We start from the raw sequence: 14,586 nt of genomic DNA on the forward strand, positions 1-14,586 counted from the left end.
CCCCCATTTACTTTCCAAGCACTTTATTGAGCAGGATTCCCCTTCCAAGCGACAACCCAAAACAGCCAAAAAGCCAGGCGGTGAGCCTGGCCCAGGTATCTTTTCAACTACTTTTTCGGGAAAATTTCCATTTATTTGGATATACTTTCCGATTTAGTGCATTTACTTTCCAATTTGGAGCCCTTACTTCCCAAATAGACGATTTTACTTACACATTTTGATCAAATACTTTCCAATTTTCCTCTTTTACTTTCCAAACCCTATTAACACCTAGCCCCACACAAAAAAAGCCAGGCGCACCCACACGCCTGGCTTCCACACACACCCTATTTCTTCGCCGTTATCGTTGCCATCATGTTCTCCGCCGATGTCACCTCGACACCCTGGTAGTAGTACTTGACGATATCTTTGTAGTTCTTGCCCTCCGCAGCCATTCCGTTCGCGCCGTACTGGCTCATGCCCACGCCGTGGCCATTGCCGCGTGTGGTGATCACAATATTATTCCCCTTACGCTCCCACGAAAAGTCGGATGACTTCAAGTCCAACTTGTCGCGGATGTTTCTTCCGGTCAAGACCTTCCCATTAAAGTCAACCTTGGCCACGCGCTTGCCCTCGGTCCGGGCGACAATTTTTCCAAGGGCATTACTTGACCCGATTTTCACCCCTAGCCTTGATTCAAATTCTTTTACAGTAATCACCTTTTGATTCGTAAATTTAGGGGAATCCTTATCCCAAGGACTTGACACACTCCGCAAATACGGAATACTTCCAGACCAGTAGTCCTCCGAGTTCTCTGTATAGCCGTTGCTAGTGGAGAAAAACAACGCATCAATAGGCTCGCCATTATAAGTCAAAATCTGTCCGCTTGTTGACCGAACAGCCTCCAAAATCTTTTTCTTTTTCCATTCATAATCATTTCCCCAGTTCTTCCTTTGCTGCGAGTCATCTATGTAGGCTTGGTGGAGCTGCGGGGTGTCCGTTACTTGCGAACCTTTTGGGGCACCAATTGTATCCCCTTTAACCAACCGATTAACAATATATGTCCTCGCTGTCAGCGCCTGAGCCTTGAGTGCCTCCTCATTGAAATCCGCCGGCATCTCGGCAGCGACTACTCCAACAAGGTAATCCTCCAGCGGGGTTTCTTCAATCGCAGATTTAGCAGTGCGGAACACGGCCACTTCAATTGCCGCGTCAGAGGATGGAGAGGTGGTTTCCTTTGCCGCCGCTGGCTTCTTGGATAGATCTTCACCAAGCTTGCCGCTCGCCTTCTCGCTCGAAAAAGGCAATACCAACACAGCGGGGATAATCAGTGTCAAGGCAATAAGGAATGATGCTAGTGCGATGAGTGGTTTGATATTTTTCATGATTGTGCCTCCAGTTTGTAAATTCACAGCCCCTTGCTCGCGGGATGCGTCACATTACAACATATGGGTGCGGACAAGCATTTATTACCTTTTTTTATAAAAACCAACAAGGCCTCCATCACTGCAAAAAGTTATCCACAAAACACAAAGTTATTCGACTTATCCACAAAAACTTCAGGCACAATTGGGTATAATTCCACGGTATTTATAATGTAAATCGGAACCTCTTGTTAATAACCGCAATTTCTAAAATAAAAAATAGGATCTCTTGTGGATAAGCCCCCTCAAAAGCGCAATACTCACAAATAAACACAAAAAACAGGACCCGTTATTCCAGGCCCCGTTGCTTTGGTTGTTTTCAGTTGTACCCTTTAAACAGGATATTAAGCTGAGTATAGAACTAAATACCCGCAGCATTTAGTCCAAACTAGAAGGAACTTTGCTCGCCTTTAGGCATTTAGATCCGTAACATAGTTTCCAAGTTCGATAAAGGTTTCATCTGCTTCTTTCACACGCTCGATGTCAGCACCTAAACTGGCTAGCTTCTCGTGGAAATTCACGTAGCCACGGTCTAAATGCTTCAATTCAGTCACACGTGTTACCCCTTCAGCAACCAGCCCGGTTAAAATCAATGCAGCTGCAGCACGAAGGTCTGTTGCCGCCACTTCGGCGCCTTGTAAGTTAGAAGGGCCATTTAAAATCACAGAACGGCCTTCAATTTTAACATCGGCATTCATGCGGCGGAATTCCTCAACATGCATAAAACGATTTTCAAACACAGTTTCCGTAATCATTGACGTGCCATCTGCACATAGCAGCAAAGCCATCATTTGTGACTGCATATCAGTCGGGAAGCCTGGATGCGGCATCGTCTTGATGTCGACCGCCTTCAAGCGCTCTGGTCCAATCACGCGAACGCCATCCTCTTCCTCGATAATCGTCACACCCATCTCCTCCATTTTCGCAATCAATGAAGAAAGATGTTCCGGAACTGCACCCTTTACAAGCACATTTCCGCCCGTAATCGCAGCTGCCGTCATGAACGTGCCTGCCTCGATCCGGTCTGGAATAATATTATGGTCTGCGCCAAACAACACATCGACACCTTCGATGCGAAGCGTACCAGTGCCAGCACCCTTCACGCGTGCACCCATTTTATTTAAAAAGTTCGCTAAATCAACGATTTCTGGTTCTTTTGCTGCATTTTCAATCGTGGTTGTACCCACCGCAAGCGAAGCCGCCATCATAATGTTTTCAGTAGCGCCAACACTTGGGAAATCCAAATAAACCTTCGCTCCACGCAGACGGCCTTCAACCTCCGCCTCGATAAAGCCATTGCCTACCTTGACCTTCGCACCCATGGCTTCAAAGCCCTTCAAATGCTGGTCAATCGGCCGAGATCCAATCGCACAACCGCCAGGCAAAGCCACCCGGGCACGGCCATTACGTGCAAGAAGTGATCCCATGACAAGCACAGACGCGCGCATTTTGCGAACATACTCAAATGGCGCTTCCTCTTTTAACACTCTAGATGCATCAACAACAACTGTATTATGATCAAAAGCCACTTCAGCATTTAGGTTACGTAGCACTTCATTAATTGTGAATACATCGGAGAGTGTCGGTACATCACGTATCACACTTTTTCCATCACTTGCTAATAATGTTGCAGCGATAACAGGCAGAACGGCATTCTTTGCACCTTCAACTTTAACCGTTCCATATAGCCTTTGTCCGCCGCGGACGATGATCTTTTCCAAGAGTATTCCCCTCCGCGTCCATTTTCTCTATATTAATATTCAATCGTAATGATAGGGGTTCCTACTACAACCGTAGTTGGACCGCCCAATCCTTCGGAGCGTAAGCCAATTTGTAAATTCATGTTATTATTCTTCAAGTCAATCGCATCTGCAAACAACGGCGACATGGCCGAAACAGACATGAAATTCTCCTCTTTTAACGCCTCGATCTCTTTTGCTTGAAAACCCGACAGCAGCTTGTGCGCCGTATTTTCTAAAGCCTTATCAATCTTATCACTCACAACGCCTTTCATACAAGAAAAAACTGTTGGTTTACCACGAAATATGTCATTTAGCCTATTTTCAAATTGACCGCTCGTGAAAAAGGATTTAGAGGCCTTGTTCCACTCATTGCCCCTTACACTATATACTATATACGCAGTCGTAGGTTGTTTTGTGCGGGTTGCCAAGAATTGAAGCTTTTCCGTGTGGTGGTTAGATGCTGTGGATACTGCTGTCATTTCCCAAGCTTCGCCTGTGACCTTTTCGGTCCAACGCCAGTCGGGAAACCTTTTCCGTAAAACATTCGCGTATTCCTTCACGTCAATACCAGCCGCCTGCTCCCTTGCATAAAAAGACCAATCCTGTAGCATAATATCTTCGGCCTGAAAAACTTCGGCCATTTTTCCAAGATCCTTTTGGAAAAATACGTCCCGGACGCTCGTCTTTCCAACGCTCGTTTCTCCCTTAAAAAACGATGCGATATTCCAATCCAAGCCGCCGTTTGCCTCAGTAGTTCGGTTCCCCATCACAACCAGAATAATACAAAAACATGTAATCAGGCATATATAAGTGAATCTATTTCTGTTCATTCTCTCTTCTCCCCCTTACTACCATTGTTTCCAAGGAGGGAGAGAGCATACTTGGGAATTCTCGTCACTTTTAGACAAAATCCCGTTTTTCATCTATAGGTGGTAAAACGTCTGACAAGTTTCAGCTTATTTTTCCACATAAATTTGATTGTACTCAATCTATAACCATTTTGGAACCATTCATTTTTTTCCAATTCGATTTATTGAAAGATTAACGGCAGCTGACGCGACCATTGCAGATAATCCAGGAAAAAGTTACTGACCGACGAGCCAATAAAAATGGCCAATAATATATACAATAACCGTGCCTGAAACACATGGTTCGGCTTCAGCAGCTTTTCTAGGCGAATCGCCTGCAGCGCCCACCAAGAAACCGCAATAAACACAATATGGGACAGAATGCTAACCAACGCAATTTGTCCAAAATCACTCATGACCACAGCCTCCTCCAATATACATACAAAGACCATTGTACCACACAGCAAACAAAAATGGCTGCTTAATTGTTAATATTTGGTGATGCATAGGACCTCTCTCATTCATCATTTTTGCTGTACATGCTCCTGCCCCCCATGCATAAGCAGCCGCTTAATGGAAAATAGTAAACATGCGTGTATTTATTTCCAAATGTGCTTTTCCTTTTAAGGGTGATACGGATGAGAGTTGAAAAAATCAGCGGACTCCAGCTTTTTTATTTGATGACTGGGTATGTATTAGGGACTGCGATTATTTTAGGGCTAGGTATTGAATTAAAACAGGATGCGTGGATTTTTATTCTTATCGGGATGTCATCCAGCCTGATATTAATGCTCATATATACTCAATTGGCTGCCTATTTTCCGGGTGATTCACTGGTCCAAATGCTTCCTAAGCTGTTCGGGAAGTTTCTTTCTTATCCAATCATCCTCCTGTATATTTTACATTTTACCTATTCGGCTGCTAGAGCTTGCAGGGAATTGGGCGATTTAATTGACACGACTATTTTGAGTGAAACCCCACTTGTCGTTATTATTGGAACCTTTATGGTACTGATGGTGTATTGCCTGCGGGGCGGAGTGGAGACGCTTGGCCGCATGGCCGAGATAGTTTTTCCCATTTACATAATTTCTCTCGTTCTGATTTGGACTCTTCTATTTAGTGTCGACCAATTTAGTTTAAAAAATCTCACTCCTATTCTTGGAAATGGCATTACACATGTTTTGAGAAAAGCTGTCCCTACCGGAATCAACTTTCCATTTGGCGAAACCATTGTTGTCTTGATGTTTTTCCCGTTTCTGACCAACAACCAGCAGGTTCGAAAAATTAGCCTGTCCTTCCTTCTTGTGGGAGGGATCTTGTTAACGATCAATTGCATCATGCTGATTGCAATATTGGGACCGGAAATTTACAGCGTCGACCTTTTTTCTTTGCTCGCTGCAACGCAAATGGTTTCGGTCGCCGATTTCCTCGAGCGATTTGATGCACTTGTCATTTTAATGATGGTGTCTGGCGTATTTTTTAAGGTTGGCGGTTTCCTTTTAGCGGCATCCATAGCCGTTTCTCATTTATTCAAATTAAAGCAAACCCGATCTGTTGTGCTCGGACTTGGTACCATCATTGTTCCTTTATCGATGATCAGCGCTTCAAGTTATGTTGAACATATAGAATTTGGCTTTAAATATTATGTTCCCTATTTCCTTACCGTTGTGCAAATTATCCTGCCAATTCTGTTTTTATGTATTGCCTTCATTCGAAAAAAACTAGGGTCTATTTAGGTGGTGCCGCCTTTGAAATTTTTCAATCGCAAAAAAAAATTTCAAGCTTCTCTTCAGGAGCAAAGTGAAAACGCTCCTCTATCAGGTAATCTCGAGGAAGATTTTAACCGGTTTAAGGAGCTTTTTGCAGGAGCTGCTGATTTCAGTTATCGGGAGCTGCAAATAGGTTCTAACTATTCAGCCATTGTTTTATACCTGAATGGATTGGTCGATATGGAAAGAATGGAACTCAATGTCATCCAGCCTTTGATAAGCGGAAGCCAAGTTCTGTTCCAATACCCTGAGCCGTCCCTTGACCATTTTAAGGGCGTTCTGCATTCGTCTCAAGTGATTCAGGAAGAAGCGTTCCAAGCCATCGTGGATCAACTTTTAGCAGGCAGCACCATCATCTTAATTAATACGTTTAAAAAAGGACTGATTATCAGCGAACAGAAATGGGAGCAGCGCTCGGTTGATGAACCTGTTTCTGAGGCTATTGTGTTGGGCCCGCGTGAAGGGTTTACGGAAAATATCCGCACGAATGTCAGCATGATTCGCAGACGTTTAAAAACAACGAAACTGAAATTGGAAATGATGAAGTTAGGAAATCTCTCGAAAACGGATGTGGCCATCGTCTATCTTGAAGGAATCGCACAGGCTTCGATTGTGGAAGAGGTGCGCAGCCGATTAAACAAAATTGACATTGATGCGATTGAGGACAGCAGCTATCTGGTTGAGTTTATAGAGGATGAACCGTTCTCCGTGTTTCCCCAGGTGTTGCAAACAGAACGGCCTGACCGGCTGGCTGGCAACCTGCTTGAGGGAAGAATCGGTATCATTGTGGACAACAGCCCGTTTGCCCTGATTGTTCCGGTCACTTTTTTTCAAATGATGAACTCTCCAGAGGACTATTATGGAAGGTTTATCATGACCACGTTTATTCGCTTACTACGGTACTTATTTTTATTAATCGCCTTATTATTTCCCTCTATTTATATTGCGGTGACCACGTTCCATCAGGAATTGCTGCCTACCAATCTCTTGTTCAGTGTCGCAGCCTCAAGGGATAAGGTACCTTTTCCGGCGGTTGTCGAAGCGTTATTGATGGAAATCACCTTCGAGGCGCTGCGGGAGGCCGGTCTGCGATTGCCACGACCGATCGGCTCGACGGTCAGTATTGTTGGTGCGTTGGTCATTGGCCAGGCTGCCGTTGAAGCAGGAATTGTTTCCGCTCCATTAGTCATTGTAGTCTCAACGACTGGGATTGCCTCTTTTATGTTTCCTAGTTATCCGTTGACGGGAGCTATCCGGCTGCTTCGGTTCTTTATGATTTTTATGGCTGGGACACTTGGATTCTATGGAATTCTTCTCGGTGTTTTCTTTATCTTGGTTCACCTTGTGCAGCTCCGCTCGTTCGGTATACCCTATCTGGCGCCGATTGCTCCGTTTCATTTTAACAACTTGAAAGATATCATTATTCGCGTTCCTTGGTGGAAAATGAATGAACGGCCGCATGAAACAGGAAAAAGAAATTTGAAGAGGATGAATTATAAACCTCGTAAATACTAGTGTTTTTTTTTAAAAGGACAGGGATATTAATGAACAGGATGAGACTGTTTTTCCTATTGGTCATACCCGTGTTTCTTACAGGCTGCTGGAACCGTATTGAAATTAATGATATTGCCATCGTTACGGCGATTGGACTGGACCTCGTTGAAGATGAAAAGATCCTTCTTTCCCTTCAAGTAGCCATTCCGTCTAAACTTGGTTCGACAAGCGGAACCGGCGGAGAAAGCAGTAAAGGGTCACTGGTTATATCCGATACCGGCGTCACGATTTCTGAAGCATTCCGAAATATTCAAGGAAAGCTGCCAAGGCGGATTTTCTTTTCCCAAAGCCGGGTGTTGCTAATTGGCGAAGATTTGGCCAAACAAGGGGTCACCCCTATTATCAATTTCCATACAAGGTACAGTAAAACACGGATCAACAGTTTTATTATGTTTACAAAAGGCGATGCTTCTAAAGTCATCAAAAGCATGCCGAAGTTTGAGAATATTTCCGCTGAAGAAATCAAAGAACTTAACAAGTTAAACATAGGGCTAAAAGTTTACATAAGGGATTTCCTCAACATGCTGCTTACAGATGGTTTGGAGCCATTTGCACCAATGTTTACATCAGAAGCATTGGAGGTAAATACGAAAAGTAAATCCGAGCACGTCCAGAGCATCGAGGGAACGGCTGTGTTTAAAGGGGATAAGCTGATTGGCTGGATGGACCAATTGGAAACCCGGGGTCTTTTATGGCTCAAGAATGAAATAGAAACGGGGGTTGTTACCATTAAAATTCCTAAGGAACAGGGCGGCGGAAATATCAGTATGGAAATCCTCGTAACAGATACAAAATTGGAACCAAAACTAATCAATGGCCATTTACAAATGAACCTGACTGTCTCCCCCAAATTGAATGTAATAGAAAATGATTCGAAGTTGAATTTATTTGATACAAAGGTAATCTCAGAGTTACAAAACAAAGTGGATAAAGAAATAAATAAACGTATTAAATTGACGGTTAATAAGGCCCAACAGGAGTATCAGTCGGACATTCTAGGATTCGGCCAAGCGGTCTACCAGAAATATCCAAAACAATGGAAAACCAACTATCAAAAGAACTGGGATCAAGAATTTCCAAGGTTGGCGGTCACCATCCAAACCCATTCTATTATAAGAAGAATCGGCCTAACCAAATAATTTTAAAAAGGACACAACATGCTCAAGTATCTCATCATCACCCTCATTTTTGTTACCATTTTCATCTGGGAAACCTCAAAGTTATTGAGAAATAAAGAAATAAAAGAACTTATTATCTTTTCTTTTTTGACTTTGATTGGACTAGTATTATGTATCATTGGTGTGATAAGGGATCTTATTTAATTTGGATTGTGGTGATGGTGGAAAACTGATTATTTTACATCAGATTAGTTACTTTTAAGATTACCTTTTTCCATTTACTCGCCACTTTTCCGGGTTTACTCGCCAAATCCCATCTAGAGCAACCGACCCATCCAAAAAATGTAACTTCTTAGTTACCCTTTTTGGGAAGATTACCATTTATTTGGATATACTTTCCGATTTTGTGCGGTTACTTTCCAATTAGGAAGAAATACTTTCCACATGCATGATTTTACTTACACTTTTTAGCTAAATACTTACTAGAATACCTAATTTACTTTCCAAACTTATTTTTCAGTGGGTATTCACTCAAAAAGCCAGCGGCGGCGAGCCTGGCTCAGGTAACATATGAATCTTAATAATACCTTTTTAAAATTTACTCGCTGAATATGAGGTTTTACTCGGCAAAAGGCAGGAATTACTCGCCATCCCCCATCTAGAGCGACTGACCCATCCAAAAAAGGTAACTTTTCAATTACCCTTTTTGGGGAGATTACCATTTATTTGGATATACTTTCCGATTTTGTGCGGTTACTTTCCAATTAGGAAGAAATACTTTCCACATGCATGATTTTACTTACACTTTAAGCTAAATACTTACCAGAATTCCTGATTTACTTTCCAAACTTATTTTTCAGTGGGTATTCACTCAAAAAGCCAGGCGGCGAGCCTGGCTCAGGCAGCATATGAAATCTTAATATTACCTTTTTAAAATTTACTCGGCAAAAGGCAGGATTTACTCACCCAAATCAGGATTTCTCGCCACCCCCCTTTTCACTATGATCTAAACATGAAAAAAGCCAGGCGGTCAGCCTGACTCATGTTTTTTTAAAAAAATGAAAGAGGCCCAGGAGTACCCCAAGCCTCTTTCCCAAGAATCTAACTAAAGAAATCCTGAACAATATCCAGGTTATTATGCATAAAGTCGAGCGCGATGTTTGGCATGATACCGAACAACACCGAACCAACCACCGCCACAATCAACACAACCACGATTCCGAACGGCATGTTGAATTTGCTGCCCTCACCTTCTCCTTCAGATGCGGCCGGAGCCGGACGGAAGAAGATTTGGGTCATAACGCCAAAATAATAGAAGTACGACACAACCGTCGTGGCAATCATAATCGACGCCAGCACGTAATGCGGTTCGCCCGCGAAGGCCCCCACAAAGATGTTTAATTTACCAATGAAGCCTGCTGTTCCCGGGAAGCCGGCCAAGGAAATCAACAAAATTCCCATTGCCACGGCCAGCCACGGTGAGCGGCGGTACAAGCCGGCAAAGTCCGCAATCTTCGTAGACCCTGTTTTTTCCGACACCACCTGGATCACTGCGAATGCGCCCATGTTCATGAACAAGTATGCCAGCAAATAGAACCAGATGGAGTAGAACATATTCGATGTTAACGTTGTAACAGCCACTAACAGATACCCTGCGTGCGCGATACTCGAATATGCGAACATCCGCTTAATATCGGACTGCCGCAATGCCACCACGTTACCGATAATCATCGTAGCGGCCGCAATCACTGCAAGATAGTTTTGCATATCCAGCAAGATTGGAATAGACCCTGGACCGTTTGTTGCCGCGGAACCAAATACCGTTAACAAAATCCGAACGACAATTACAAAACCGGCTGTCTTCGAAACGACGCTCAAGAACGATGTAACAGGTGTAGGCGCACCTTGGTACACGTCTGGTGCCCACATGTGGTATGGTGCAGCCGCCAATTTAAACGATAAACCTACCAAAATCATCAAAAACGATATGCCAAGCAGGTACGCCTGCTGCCCGTCCATTAGCATTGACAGCTGGCCCGCGATATCCAGCAAGTTCGTTGAACCAGTCAGTCCATACACATAGCTCATCCCGAACAACGCAATTGCGGAGGAAATACCGCCGTTGATGACGTATTTCATGGCGGACTCGTTGGAGCTTAACCGATCCTTCTGGATGCCCGCCAAAATATAAGATGGAATCGATAACAGCTCAAGGCCGATGTATAGCGTGATTAAATCACCGCTTGAGGTCATGACCATGGCGCCCAATAACGCTGATAATAACAGGTAATAAAACTCGCCCGTATATCTTTCCAAGCCGCCATTAGCTTTGTAGCTAGTAGCCAGGAACAATACCAGCGCGCCGCCGCCTAGAATTAGCAGCTTAAACGCGATTGCAAAGCTGTCAAGACGGAACGTGTCGTGCAGGATCGACTCAACCTGATCGCCCGCCATGCCGAAGACCGAAACCATCGCCGCAAGGATGGCCGCAATGCCAATATAGCCAAGGATTTTCCGGTCCATATGTTTTGGCATAAATAGATCCATAATCACCAAGATTGCAATCACAGCAAGGATGATGAATTCCGGTGTCATGATGCTCCAGTTTAACGATTGAAATTGCTCAAAGCTCATCCTTCATCACCCTCCTAACCCAAGCATGATAGTCTCAAGTGTGGCTTGAAGCGGTGAGCTTAGAACACTTGGGTAAACACCAATTAACACAATTAACGCGGTCAAAACCACAACCGGCACGAATTCCACGCCCTTCAAATCAACGAAGCCAATGAACTCGCGGTGCGCCTTACCAAACGTCATGCCAAGTACAGCACGAAGCAGGTACGCTGCGGTCATGATGATGCCGATCGTACCGACTGCGGCAAGCCATGGTAGTTCTTTGAACAATCCAAGGAAAGCCATGAATTCGCTGACGAATCCGGACATGCCTGGCAAGCCAAGTGACGCCATTGCACCAGCCAATAAGAAACCGGCTGCAATCGGCATGCCCTTTGCTATACCGCCAAGATTTTCGATGAGCGACGTATCGGTCCGCTCGTATAAAACTCCCACTAAGAAGAACAATAAAGCTGAAATCAAACCGTGCGATACCACTTGGAAAATCGCACCTTGGATGCCGGCCTCATTCATCGCCGCAAGGCCGATTAGCACGATACCCATGTGGGAAATCGACGAGTAAGCCAAGACCATTTTAAAGTCAGATTGAATGAACGCCAGGAACGCACCGTAAAGCAGGTTAATCACGCCAAGAATCGCTATCAAAGTCGCAAGTGTTTCGAATTGCTTTGGAAAAATTCCCATCCCAAAGCGGATTAAACCGTATGCACCGATTTTTAGTAGAATCCCAGAGTGAATCATAACTACAGATGGCGGTGCCTGCACGTGAACTTTCAGCATCCAGCTGTGCAGTGGGAAAATTGGTAATTTCACACCGAACGCTATTAATAAGGAAATCAATAAACCAAGTTTTAAGTCATCTGACAGCGGCGCACTTGGGTCCGCCATGATTTTTGTTAACAGGTCGATGTTGGTCGTGCCTGTTTTGGCAAAAAGAATCATGATGACAATCAACAGAACCGCCGATCCTAATCCGTTATAGATTAAGAAGCTGTAAGCTGCTTTTTCTTTTTCAAAATAACCCCATTTTCCAATCAGGAAGAATGTTGGGATAAGCGTAATTTCGAAAAAGATAAAGAACAGAATTAAGTTTTCCGCTGTGAATACGCCGAGCATGCCAACTTCTAAAAGAAGGAACAGCATGAAGTAGCCTTTCCATTCTTTTTTTACAAAACGTGCAGCAATGGCCGCTAATGTTGCGACAACCGCGGTTAAAACCACTAGCAACAATTGGAAGCCACTTAAGCCAAGCTCATAATAGACTGAAAAAAGTGGCGCATCGCCGCTCATGCCGCGGAATTGAATCCATTCATGCCCAATCGAGAAGTCCGATAATTTTTTTCCGGCAAGATAATGAGCGTACGCAGCAAGCGCTAAGGCCAGTGCCGGCAGTGTTGCCAGGAAGCCGACGAACTTGATCGCTTTTTCCTGTGTTTTTGGCATAAAAGCTAACACGACAATACCTAGTAAAGGGGAGAATACTAGTGTTGTCAGAACCCAAGATAAATTCATTTCAAGTACCCCCCTGTTAATGCAAAGATGACTGCGAGCACCGCAAGTCCAATAAAGGCCACTGCTCCGTAGGTTTGCACCTGACCGTTCTGCATTTTCGAGCCTGTTCTGCCAAGCCCTTGCACGAACCCGGCCACACCCTTGACGATGCCTTCAACAAGGAAGACGTCAATGAAGCGCAGGAAGTAGCTGAAGCCTCTAACTAAATTAACGACGATTAATTGATAGAATTCGTCCACATAATATTTGTTCAGTAAAATCGTATGCAAGGTGCCGCCTGCGCCGCTGAGCCAGTCGCGGGCAACACTCCGCTTGCTGTACATTAACCAAGCCAGGAAGATTCCTAGTAAGGAAACGACAGTAGCAGCAATCATGATCCAGGCTGGACCTTCGATATGGCCGTGACCGAGTGCTTCGTTGCCGTCAACGAGCCAGTCGCCAAGGAATGAACCGAACCATGGTGTGTTCACGTAACCGCCGATGATGGCCAAGACGCCAAGCACAAGCATTGGCAGGGTCATCACAGATGGTGACTCGTGAACATGCTTTTGTTCGCCGCGTGCTTCGCCAGTGAACACCAGGAAGAACAAGCGGAACATATAGAATGCGGTAAAGAATGCCGCAATCAACGCTAATAGAAATAGCACCGGATGGCCGCCTTCCCATGCAGCGATTAAAATTTCATCTTTACTGAAGAATCCGGATAGTCCCGGCACCCCGCTGATGGCGAGAGTTCCGATTAAGAATAACGGACCTGTAAATTTTAATTTTTTCCAAAGGCCGCCCATTTCCTCGATGTTCTGAGTATGAACCGCGTGAATCACGGAACCGGCTGCCAAGAATAGCAATGCTTTAAAAAATGCATGTGTCATTAAGTGGAATACACCAGCTACATAACCGGCAGAACCGAGCGCCAGCATCATGTAGCCAAGCTGTGAAACCGTTGAATACGCAAGAACACGTTTAATGTCCGTTTGCACTAGGCCGATACTTGCAGCGAAAATCGCTGTGAACGCACCGATTGTGGCAACGGTAAGCAGCGCTGTTTGGCTCGCTTCGAAAAGCGGGAAAAGCGCAGCAACCAAGTAGACCCCGGCGGCAACCATTGTGGCGGCGTGGATTAACGCCGAAACTGGTGTCGGACCTTCCATCGCGTCCGGAAGCCATGTATGAAGCGGGAACTGACCCGATTTACCAACCGCTCCGATAAAGATTAAGATGGCTGTTAACGTAATCATCGTTTGCGACATAGCGCCAGCTTCGACAGCTTGGAAAATTTGGCTGTATTCAAAGCTTTTAGTTTGCCAGAAGATTAAGATCATCCCGATAAACAGACCAACGTCCCCGATCCGGGTCATGATGAAGGCTTTCTTAGCGGCCGCCTTCGCTTCTTCTTTGTAAAAATAAAAACCGATTAATAGGAACGAACCGACACCGACAAGTTCCCAGAAGATATAAGTTTGCAAGAGGTTCGGCGAAATAACGAGACCAAGCATTGCAAACGTAAATAGTCCTAAGTATGCATAGAACACTGGAAAGCGCTCGTCCCCATGCATGTACCCTTTGGAGTAGGTATGTACAAGAAAGCTGACAAGCGATACGATAAACAGCATTAATGCATTTAATTGATTCACTTCAAAGCCCGCTGTTAGATGCAGATCTCCTATCGTGAGCCAGTCAAACGTATTGATATAGGTTGGCTCTGAAAAGCGCTCGAATAACACGAGAATTGAGAAAACAAGCGATGCCAGCGTAAGCAGAATTCCCACATACGCACTCGCCTCCCTCAGCCGCTTACCGATGAGAAGAAGGATCAAAAACGATAATAGCGGGAAAAGCGGGATAAGCCATGCATTTTCCATCATTATCATCCTTTGTCTGGGTGGTTGATTGCCCCACCCGGAATTTGTCGAAATTGGCGTCATATCCACCGTGGGCAGACAAATGTCCATGCCCGACGCCCTTTGTGTGCTTGTGCACTATTGTTACAGTGGCAATGCCCGCCT

Annotated in this window: 10 protein-coding genes; 3 read left to right on the top strand and 7 right to left on the bottom strand. The window is 44.7% G+C overall.

The genetic code is table 11. From position 1 onward, the window contains the following. Nucleotides 1-326: 326 nt before the first annotated feature. The 4 genes from spoIID to ACZ5AE_RS27570 form a co-directional block, all read right to left on the bottom strand. Nucleotides 327-1,364, bottom strand: a complete 1,038-nt coding sequence (gene spoIID / locus ACZ5AE_RS27555) for a stage II sporulation protein D (protein WP_464573745.1) — start codon at nucleotides 1,362-1,364, stop codon at nucleotides 327-329. 449 nt (nucleotides 1,365-1,813) lie between these two features. Further along, a complete protein-coding gene (gene murA / locus ACZ5AE_RS27560) occupies nucleotides 1,814-3,124 on the bottom strand; it encodes a UDP-N-acetylglucosamine 1-carboxyvinyltransferase (RefSeq protein ID WP_464568003.1) in 1,311 nt (436 codons plus the stop codon). A gap of 32 nt (nucleotides 3,125-3,156) precedes the next feature. Beyond that, the gene (locus ACZ5AE_RS27565) at nucleotides 3,157-3,975 is read right to left on the bottom strand and encodes a YwmB family TATA-box binding protein (protein ID WP_464568005.1); all 819 of its coding nucleotides are present in this window, start codon (nucleotides 3,973-3,975) and stop codon (nucleotides 3,157-3,159) included. Nucleotides 3,976-4,175: 200 nt separating this feature from the next. Then, nucleotides 4,176-4,409, bottom strand: a complete 234-nt coding sequence (locus ACZ5AE_RS27570) for a DUF1146 family protein (protein WP_464568007.1) — start codon at nucleotides 4,407-4,409, stop codon at nucleotides 4,176-4,178. A gap of 222 nt (nucleotides 4,410-4,631) precedes the next feature. On the opposite strand from ACZ5AE_RS27570, the gene ACZ5AE_RS27575 reads away from it, so the two are divergent. From ACZ5AE_RS27575 to ACZ5AE_RS27585, 3 genes are read left to right on the top strand one after another with little or no spacing between them, the layout of a single operon-like run. After that, nucleotides 4,632-5,729: a GerAB/ArcD/ProY family transporter gene (locus ACZ5AE_RS27575; RefSeq protein WP_464568009.1), complete on the top strand. Its 1,098-nt coding sequence runs from the start codon at nucleotides 4,632-4,634 to the stop codon at nucleotides 5,727-5,729. 12 nt (nucleotides 5,730-5,741) lie between these two features. Continuing rightward, a complete protein-coding gene (locus ACZ5AE_RS27580) occupies nucleotides 5,742-7,277 on the top strand; it encodes a spore germination protein (protein WP_464568011.1) in 1,536 nt (511 codons plus the stop codon). Continuing rightward, on the top strand, nucleotides 7,277-8,455 hold the full coding sequence (locus ACZ5AE_RS27585) for a Ger(x)C family spore germination protein (protein WP_464568013.1): 1,179 nt from the start codon (nucleotides 7,277-7,279) through the stop codon (nucleotides 8,453-8,455). The genes ACZ5AE_RS27580 and ACZ5AE_RS27585 overlap by 1 nt, the downstream gene beginning before the upstream one ends. Nucleotides 8,456-9,535: 1,080 nt before the next feature. On the opposite strand, the gene nuoN is transcribed toward ACZ5AE_RS27585, so the two are convergent. Genes nuoN through nuoL form a run of 3 tightly spaced genes read right to left on the bottom strand, consistent with a single transcriptional unit; the run spans nucleotide 9,536 to nucleotide 14,445 of the window. Then, on the bottom strand, nucleotides 9,536-11,068 hold the full coding sequence (gene nuoN / locus ACZ5AE_RS27590; RefSeq protein ID WP_464568015.1) for an NADH-quinone oxidoreductase subunit NuoN: 1,533 nt from the start codon (nucleotides 11,066-11,068) through the stop codon (nucleotides 9,536-9,538). A gap of 6 nt (nucleotides 11,069-11,074) precedes the next feature. Further along, a complete protein-coding gene (locus tag ACZ5AE_RS27595; RefSeq protein ID WP_464568017.1) occupies nucleotides 11,075-12,580 on the bottom strand; it encodes an NADH-quinone oxidoreductase subunit M in 1,506 nt (501 codons plus the stop codon). After that, on the bottom strand, nucleotides 12,577-14,445 hold the full coding sequence (gene nuoL, locus ACZ5AE_RS27600; protein WP_464568019.1) for an NADH-quinone oxidoreductase subunit L: 1,869 nt from the start codon (nucleotides 14,443-14,445) through the stop codon (nucleotides 12,577-12,579). Before nuoL ends, ACZ5AE_RS27595 begins: the two co-directional genes overlap by 4 nt. Nucleotides 14,446-14,586 lie beyond the last annotated feature (141 nt).

The organism is Neobacillus sp. S1227 (assembly GCF_055385255.1).